Genomic DNA, 8,342 nt, shown 5'->3' with positions numbered 1-8,342 from the left:
AACGGGATAATATATTGGTTAAACTATTTGTTTACTGTTAAATTATAAGAAATATCCCATTTTATTAACACAAATGATGTTAATTATTGATTCATTTGAAAAAAATATTTTTCATGACATAAGGGAACAAAAAAAGCCCAATCTTAACGATTGGGCTTTTAAATTTTATAGGCTTAAACGATTATCTACCGTCAGCTGCAAGGTTTTTCATTTCCTTGTCAATCATTTCGTAGAATTCATCAATTTTTGGTAAAACAATAATTCTAGTACGTCTATTTTTAGCTCTGTTTTCTGCCGTGTCATTATCTACTAAAGGTTGGAATTCTGAACGACCAGCCGCAATAAGTTGTTTAGGAGCTACACCTAAATCTTCTAATACACGAACAACAGAGGTTGCACGTTTAACACTTAAATCCCAGTTGTCAATAAGTGGAGGTCTGTTGTATGGAACAGGATCTGTATGCGCTTCAACCATACATTCAAATGTAGGCTTCGCTTTTACAACTGTGGCCACTTTTCCTAAAATTTCTTTAGCTCTAGTTGATACGTTGTAACTACCACTTTGGAATAATACTTTATCAGCAATTGAAATAAATACCACACCTTTTTCAACATTAACTTGAATGTCTGGATCGTTGATACCTACTTCTTTCTTTAAACTTGTAACAAGTGCTAACATGACACTGTCTTTTTTGCTAACAGCATCTTGCAATCTAGAAATTCTTAAATCTTTTTCTTTTAAACTTTCAAGAGACTTTTCAACATTGCTAGCACCTTTAGTAGTTAGCATAGTTAAGGCCTCATTACTGATAATAAGATTTTCGTTGGTCTTCTTAAAGTCGGCTAGACGATCTTCTAAACCTTGTGCTTTAGATAAGCAAGAGTTTAACTTTATCGTAGCAGTATTTAATAAATCTTGTGTTTCTTTTTGCTTGGCTTCAAGAGCTGCATATTCTTTCTTGGAAACGCATGAACCTAATAGGAACATGGCGGAAATACTCAATAAAATTAGTTTTTTCATAATACTTAATGTGATTTTAGGTGTTAATTATTAACATACCAAAATTATACAAAAGATTAGTTCATTTGGCATGTATTAACAAAAACTTTAACAAATTTATAAACAATTAGTTTTCAGTATAATAAAGGAAAAACGCAATTGTTTTTAACTTATTTGATTAAGAAATGTGCTCTATAAAATAATGATCATTTTTAAGAGCGATAGGTGCCTTTAATATAATAGTCCCAAACAATAGATTTTGTTTGAAAGTAGCCAGCTTTCTGGTGGAGCACCGCTCGCTTTTTCAGCAGGTCTGGAAGGTTTTTATAAAAACTTAAATGCGCTTTTAATACAGCTAAAATATGCTGAAATTTCAACGTGAATAAAAACATAATGCTGGCAAGTCCATCTAATAAGAGTCGTGTAAAAATTAGGAAGAATAAATTGCCAGACGCATTTTTTGTGATTGTAAATAAACTATTTCTAAAGTTTAAATAGGTTTTTTTTGGGTTGGTATTTTTTAATGTTGCGCCACCTACATGATAAACTGTTGATGTTCCCATATAAACCGTTTTTAAATCTTGATTGAAAGCGCGCCAACATAAGTCAATTTCCTCCATGTGCGCAAAAAACGATTCATCAAAACCGCTTAAATTTTTAAAAACTGATTTTCTGATGAAGAAACAAGCTCCTGATGCCCAAAATATATTGGTCTTGTCATTGTATTGCTTATTGTCTTTTTCAAGAGTATTAAAAACACGTCCACGGCAAAACGGATAACCATATTTATCTATAAAACCGCCTGCTGCGCCAGCATATTCAAAATAAGCCTTGTTTTTATAATCTAAAATTTTTGGTTGAATGATAGCTGTTTCAGGGTTGTTTTCAAATTCTGTATGAATCGATTCTAACCAATTTTCTGTCACCTCCACATCCGAATTCAACAAACAATAGATGTCTTCCTCAACCTGTTTTAAAGCGTCATTATAGCCCTTTGCGTAACCACCATTTTCAGAATTTTCGATAATGGTGATTTCTGGAAAGTTCTCCTTTATATAATGGACAGAATCATCGGTAGATGCATTATCGGCAACATAAATATTAGCTTCTTCAGAAAAAGCCATAACGGCTGGCAAAAACTGTTCCAACAGTTTTTGGCCATTCCAATTCAATATAACAACAGCTATTTTCATAGTATTAAACACGTGAATAATCGGGAATATCTTTTAAAAATGCGTAGCATTCCGCTTCTAAATCCATTTGGCAATAATAATGATTTAAACCATTGGTTACCATTAAATAGGTAGCGTTTAGGGTTAAATTATATTGCGCAATTTGGTCAAATGTGCTTTGATTAATTGGGATGCTGGGCGCTTTACATTCAACAATTAGGTGAATGGTACCATCCGAATTATAAACAACAATATCATAACGTTTCTTTAAATCGTTGACACGTAATTCCTTTTCAACGTTAATAAGCGATTTCGGATAGTTTTTATCCTGAATTAGAACTTGCAAGCAATGTTGACGAACCCATTCTTCTGGTTGTAAAATCACAAATTTTTTCCGAATAGGATCGAATATAGATACTTTATTTTCGCTATTTTTGAAACGAAACGAAAACTTCGGAAAATTGAGTGCTTGCATAGTTGCCACTTATGGTTTTGCCAAAGTTAACGTTCAATAATCAAAAACCAAATGCCTTAAGCCTTTTTTAAGATTAGGTATTTTAAATTTCGAAAAGTCAGCAATTTTGGACGAAGTTAAACAATTAGTAAGTGATATTAAGAAACGGAATTTTAAGCCTATTTATTTTTTAATGGGTGAAGAGCCTTATTATATTGATAAGGTTTCCGATTATATTCAAGAAACCGTTTTAACGGAAGACGAACGCGGTTTTAATCAAATGGTATTATATGGTCGTGATGTAACTATTGATGAAATTGTTGGTAATGCCAAACGTTTTCCCATGATGGCCGAATACCAAGTCATTATTGTTAAAGAAGCACAAGATTTATCTAGAACGATTGAAAATTTAGTGGAATACGCTAAAAACCCGCAACCTTCAACCATTCTGGTGTTTAATTATAAATATAAAACAATTGACAAACGCAAAGCGTTATATAAGGCATTGAATAAAACGGCTCTTGTTTTTGAAAGCAAAAAATTATATGACAACCAAGTGCCGTCTTGGATTAATAAGGTTTTGGCAGGAAAAAACTATAGTATCACGCCAAAAGGAGCGCAGATGTTAACCGAGTTTTTGGGTACAGATTTAAGCAAAATTAGTAATGAATTAGATAAACTGCGAATTGTATTACCAGAAGGTACACAAATTACACCTGAACTAATTGAGGTAAACATAGGAATCAGTAAAGACTATAATAATTTTGAGTTACACAAAGCAATAGGCTATCGTGATGTGGTAAAAGCGAATAAAATTATCAACTACTTTGGCGAAAACCCAAAGGATAATCCTATGGTTTTAACCGTTGGTTTTTTATATACGTATTTTAGTCGCGTGTTACATTTACATGGTTTAAAGGATAAATCATCAAGAAATGTAGCAGCTGCCTTAAAAATATCGCCTTATTTTACGGAGGAATATATAGTTGCGGCTCGTAATTATCCCATGAAAAAGGTCAGTGCTATTATTTCTGATCTTCGTGTTTTTGATGTGAAAGGAAAAGGCGTAGGCGCCAATGCGGTTCCACAAAGCGATTTACTGAAAGAACTTATGGTCCGGATTATGTATTAACAGTTTTTCTTCATTTTAACATCTCAACTTTATCCTTTAACATTTTTTATTAAACTTCCGTTAAATGACGGCTCAAATTCGTTGGGAGCCTAGATATCTATTATATTAAGGTAAACGAATTAATAATCTTAAAAATACTTAAAATGAAGGGTTTAAATAAAAAGAGAGTAGCTATATTAGCTACAAATGGTTTTGAAGAAAGTGAATTAAGAGAACCAAAAAAAGCACTAGAAGAAGCAGGAGCTCATGTAGATATTGTGAGTTTAGAATCAGGAACTATAAAATCATGGACTGATGGTAATTGGGGTAAAACCTATACGGTAGATAAAACGTTAGACAATGTATCGCAAAATGATTACAACGCTTTAATGTTACCGGGAGGAGTCATTAATCCTGACGTATTGCGAAAGAATAAAAATGCCGTGAGTTTTGTGAAATCATTTTTTGAAAATCACAAACCCGTTGCAGCAATCTGTCATGCACCTTGGTTATTAGCGGAAGCAGATGTTTTAAAAGGCCGAAAAGTAACATCTTACGGATCTATTAAAACAGATATCATAAATGCTGGCGCAAACTGGGTCGATGAGGAAGTTGTGGTGGATAGTGGTTTAGTAACAAGTCGTTCACCGAAAGATTTACCAGCTTTCAATAAGAAATTAGTGGAAGAAGTTTATGAAGGTAAACATGAAGCACAGATGGCGTAATCTATTTGTCAATCCTATATTAAAAAACGCAAGCCTTAAGGTTTGCGTTTTTTTTATGTTTATTCAAACCTGCGTCATGCTGAACTAGTTTCAGAAACCCATCATTTTTTTCTGAATAACGAAAACAAAGAAATTGTACCGACTTTCATAGGCGTATAATTTAACGCCGTATTTGATTTATTATTCTTTCAACTCTTCCAATACCAGGTTATAATCATACTGTAAATCTTCATGTAGGGTTTTAACAATTTTTTCAATCATTAAAATTTGCCTTTCAAAAATATTAGTAAGCGTTACATTTCTTTTTATTGAAGGTGTCATATCTTTTAAGCTTTCACAAAAATAGAGCAGAAGCTCGACTTCCGTTTCCTTTTTTAAGGAATAGCGTGCGTACTTTTTTATGAGTCGCAAGATTTTCCGAACACTTTTTTTGATATAGAAATAACTTGTAGTATTAATGGTTGAAAACTGCAAATCTATTTCGTTTTTAACAGATTCTATATAACCCGTTTCATCATGAGACTCAAACAATAAATAGGTGAGCAACTCCTTATTTTCTTTTTTAAATTTAGACAAGCGCAGCACCAATTCCATTAAATCTTTATCGGATTTATGCTGTAACTCTTTTTTTATGGTAACTACGGAAACGGCTTTCATATTTATTTCTCGTCAACCTTAATACATATAGGCATGGACGGGAATTTTTTAGTTTAATTAAATCAAATCAACCCCTTAAAATGAGGAATCCTTTTATATTGTAAGGGTCAGAATTAGCGTTTATCTAAAGCGTACTTTCCAGGTCCTGCTAAAAATATCACTAGAAATCCAACAAGGTATAAAAGTGCTTTTTCTTTGGTGCCAAAATCATCTTCCCAATGCACAATAAATGCCGCAACAAACATGGTAATGGCTGCCGGTAGCGCCGCTAATTTGGTTTTAAAACCAATGATAATGAGGATAGGAGCAACTACTTCTCCAATAAGGGCTAATATTAATGATAATGTTGGTCCAACTCCAATAGGGTCGCCAAACTCAATAGGACTTGTAAATAAACGTTCAATTTTAGGAATTCCATGAACAAGCATCATTCCAGAGAGTCCAACTCTTAAAATAGCTAAAGCTAAATCGTTGTAATTTTTTGTCAGCATAGGGTCGTTTTTTTTCTGAAGCCAATATAAATAAAAAGCATCATTGTTTTAGTTAGAGCATAAATATAATAAAAACAAAAAGACCTGATTGTTAATTTAAACAATCAGGTCTTTAAAATTACTTTTAAATATTGCGACTTATCTCAATTTTGGAAAATCGGTAGGATTTGATTCATGCATGACGTTGTAAACCGCTTCAAAAACATCTTCAACAGACGGTTTAGAGAAGTAATCACCATCCGTTCCATAAGCTGGTCTGTGTGCTTTGGCAGTTAATGTTTCTGGCTTACTATCTAAATGTTTATAGGCGTTCTGTGTATTTAAAACTTCATTTAATATATATGCAGAGGCACCTCCAGGAACATCTTCATCAATAACCATTAAACGATTTGTTTTTGCCACACTCTTAACAATATCATGATTTAAATCGAAAGGCAATAGAGATTGTACATCAATAATTTCGGCATTAATACCTACTTCTTGCAATTCTTTAGCAGCTTGCTCAATCACCCGAAGTGTTGAACCATAAGACACTAACGTAATATCATTACCTTCCCGAATGGTTTCTACAACACCTAATGGTGTTTTAAATTCACCAATATTGGTTGGCATTTTTTCTTTTAAACGGTATCCATTTAAGCATTCTACAATTAAAGCAGGTTCATCACCTTCTAATAATGTATTATAAAAACCAGCAGCTTTGGTCATGTTTCTTGGAACGAGTACATGAATCCCACGAATTAAATGAATAACACCACCCATTTGTGAACCTGAATGCCAAATACCTTCCAGTCTGTGACCACGTGTTCTAATAATTACAGGCGCTTTTTGACGACCTTTAGTTCGGTAATGTAAACTTGCTAAATCATCACTCATAATTTGCAAGGCGTACAGAATATAATCCAAATATTGAATTTCAGCAATGGGACGTAAACCACGCATGGCCATACCAATTCCTTGCCCCAAAATAGTGGCTTCGCGAATCCCAACATCGGAAACCCGTAATTCACCATATTTTTCTTGCATACCCTCCAAACCTTGGTTAACATCGCCAATATGTCCAGCGTCTTCACCAAAAATAAGCGCTTCAGGGTATTTGCTAAAAATGGCATCAAAGTTATCACGAATTACTAAACGTGCATCTACTTCTTCACTAGAATCGTCATAAGTGGGTTTCACTTCCTGAACTTTCAATGCCGATTTATCAGAATGTGAATATAAATGTGAACTGTATTTTGGTTGAACCTCCGCTATATAGCTATTAATCCAAGCGGCTAATTCATTTTTAGTTACTGATGTTTCATTTACAACATAACGCAATGCTTTGCGTGCTGTAGATAAAACATCTTTACGAATGGGCTCTGAATTATCAGCTAAATCATTTTTAAGCTTTTCAATAAACACTTTATTAGAACTAGCTGCAGCAACTTTTTCTAGTAAAGCAACGAGTTCAATCTTCTCATTTTTTAAAGGTTGTGTAAAAGCGGTCCAAGCGGCTTTTTTACCGTCGCGAACTTGCTTTTTAATGGTTTTTTCAACAGCGGATAAATCCTCATCCGTGGCAATACCATTGGCAATAATCCATTCGCGAAGCTTGGAATTACAATCGCGTTCTACTTCCCAAGCCAAACGCTCTTCATTTTTATAGCGCTCATGCGAACCAGACGTTGAATGCCCTTGAGGTTGTGTTAATTCCTGAACGTGTATTAAAACAGGCACATGTTCTTCACGTGCAATTTTAGACGCTTTTTGGTAGGTTTCAATTAAGGCTGGATAATCCCAACCAATAACACGCAAAATTTCATATCCCTTTTGGTCATTTTCACGTTGGAAACCTTTTAAGATTTCTGATATATTTTCTTTAGTTGTTTGATGTTTAGCATGAACCGAAATACCGTATTCATCATCCCAAACACTCATTACCATTGGTACTTGTAAAACACCAGCAGCATTAATAGTTTCAAAAAACAACCCTTCACTTGTACTGGCATTTCCAATGGTTCCCCATGCTACTTCATTTCCTTCGTTTGAAAAGTTAGTGGTATCAATACCTTTTACATGTCTGTAAATTTTTGATGCTTGTGCTAATCCTAATAAGCGTGGCATTTGCCCAGCCGTAGGCGAAATATCTGAACTTGAATTTTTTTGTTCTAGCAAATTTTTCCAATTTCCATGTTCATCCAAACTCTGCGTAGAAAAATGACCACCCATTTGGCGTCCTGCAGACATTGGTTCTTCTTTTAAATCCGTATTAGCATACAGTCCAGCAAAAAACTGCTCGATATTTAGTTTGCCAATAGCCATCATAAAGGTTTGATCACGATAATATCCTGAACGAAAATCGCCATTTTTGAATGCCTTTGCCATGGCTAATTGTGGTACTTCTTTACCATCGCCAAAAATTCCAAATTTTGCTTTACCAGAAAGCACTTCACGACGACCTAACAAACTACACTCGCGAGAGGTAACAGCTAGGTGATAATCGTTTAAAACTTCGGCTTTAAAATCTTCAAAAGAAAGGTCTTTGTTTACTTCAGGATTTGCTTTCATACGTGAATAGGTGTTTTTGCAAAGGTAATTATTATAAGTAAGATTCACAACGGGAAATACTGTTATAAAAATGCATGATTATAAGAAAATAGCCTGGTTTTCTATTAAATTAATAATAAAATGATGATTTTAAGGATTCTGTTACAGATAGTGTAGTGAATGAGAAGATGCTACTTTATAAA

General features: G+C 33.9%; 8 protein-coding genes. 2 read left to right on the top strand and 6 right to left on the bottom strand.

What is annotated here, in order from left to right; translation table 11 throughout:
* Window positions 1–181: 181 nt before the first annotated feature.
* The 3 genes from ACN0QX_RS12140 to ACN0QX_RS12130 form a co-directional block, all read right to left on the bottom strand.
* Window positions 182–1,021 (bottom strand): OmpA/MotB family protein, encoded by an 840-nt coding sequence (locus ACN0QX_RS12140; protein WP_248398907.1) that lies wholly within the window; start codon window positions 1,019–1,021, stop codon window positions 182–184.
* 191 nt (window positions 1,022–1,212) lie between these two features.
* Entirely contained in the window at window positions 1,213–2,193 is a 981-nt protein-coding gene (locus ACN0QX_RS12135) for a glycosyltransferase family 2 protein (protein WP_417197293.1), read from the bottom strand.
* Between the two features lie 4 nt (window positions 2,194–2,197).
* Window positions 2,198–2,647, bottom strand: a complete 450-nt coding sequence (locus ACN0QX_RS12130; RefSeq protein ID WP_417197291.1) for a type I restriction enzyme HsdR N-terminal domain-containing protein — start codon at window positions 2,645–2,647, stop codon at window positions 2,198–2,200.
* A 106-nt stretch (window positions 2,648–2,753) separates the two neighbouring features.
* Between ACN0QX_RS12130 and holA the strand changes: the two genes are divergently transcribed.
* Complete coding sequence (gene holA, locus ACN0QX_RS12125) at window positions 2,754–3,758, top strand: DNA polymerase III subunit delta (RefSeq protein WP_417197289.1); 1,005 nt, start codon at window positions 2,754–2,756, stop codon at window positions 3,756–3,758.
* Window positions 3,759–3,901: 143 nt separating this feature from the next.
* Entirely contained in the window at window positions 3,902–4,462 is a 561-nt protein-coding gene (locus ACN0QX_RS12120; RefSeq protein WP_417197287.1) for a type 1 glutamine amidotransferase domain-containing protein, read from the top strand.
* 180 nt (window positions 4,463–4,642) lie between these two features.
* Here ACN0QX_RS12120 and ACN0QX_RS12115 read toward each other — a convergent pair whose 3' ends face one another.
* The 3 genes from ACN0QX_RS12115 to ACN0QX_RS12105 all read right to left on the bottom strand — a co-directional run bounded on the left by ACN0QX_RS12115 (window position 4,643) and on the right by ACN0QX_RS12105 (window position 8,160).
* The gene (locus tag ACN0QX_RS12115; RefSeq protein WP_417197285.1) at window positions 4,643–5,119 is read right to left on the bottom strand and encodes a hypothetical protein; all 477 of its coding nucleotides are present in this window, start codon (window positions 5,117–5,119) and stop codon (window positions 4,643–4,645) included.
* Between the two features lie 113 nt (window positions 5,120–5,232).
* Window positions 5,233–5,610, bottom strand: coding sequence for a DoxX family protein (locus tag ACN0QX_RS12110; RefSeq protein WP_248398919.1), 378 nt, complete (start codon window positions 5,608–5,610; stop codon window positions 5,233–5,235).
* 138 nt (window positions 5,611–5,748) lie between these two features.
* Entirely contained in the window at window positions 5,749–8,160 is a 2,412-nt protein-coding gene (locus ACN0QX_RS12105; RefSeq protein WP_417197283.1) for an alpha-ketoacid dehydrogenase subunit alpha/beta, read from the bottom strand.
* Window positions 8,161–8,342 lie beyond the last annotated feature (182 nt).

Origin of the sequence: Bizionia sp. (genome assembly GCF_048259285.1) — a bacterium.
Taxonomy (GTDB): Bacteria; Bacteroidota; Bacteroidia; order Flavobacteriales; family Flavobacteriaceae; genus Algorimicrobium; species Algorimicrobium hallyeonense.
This window is presented reverse-complemented; position numbering and strand designations above follow the sequence as displayed.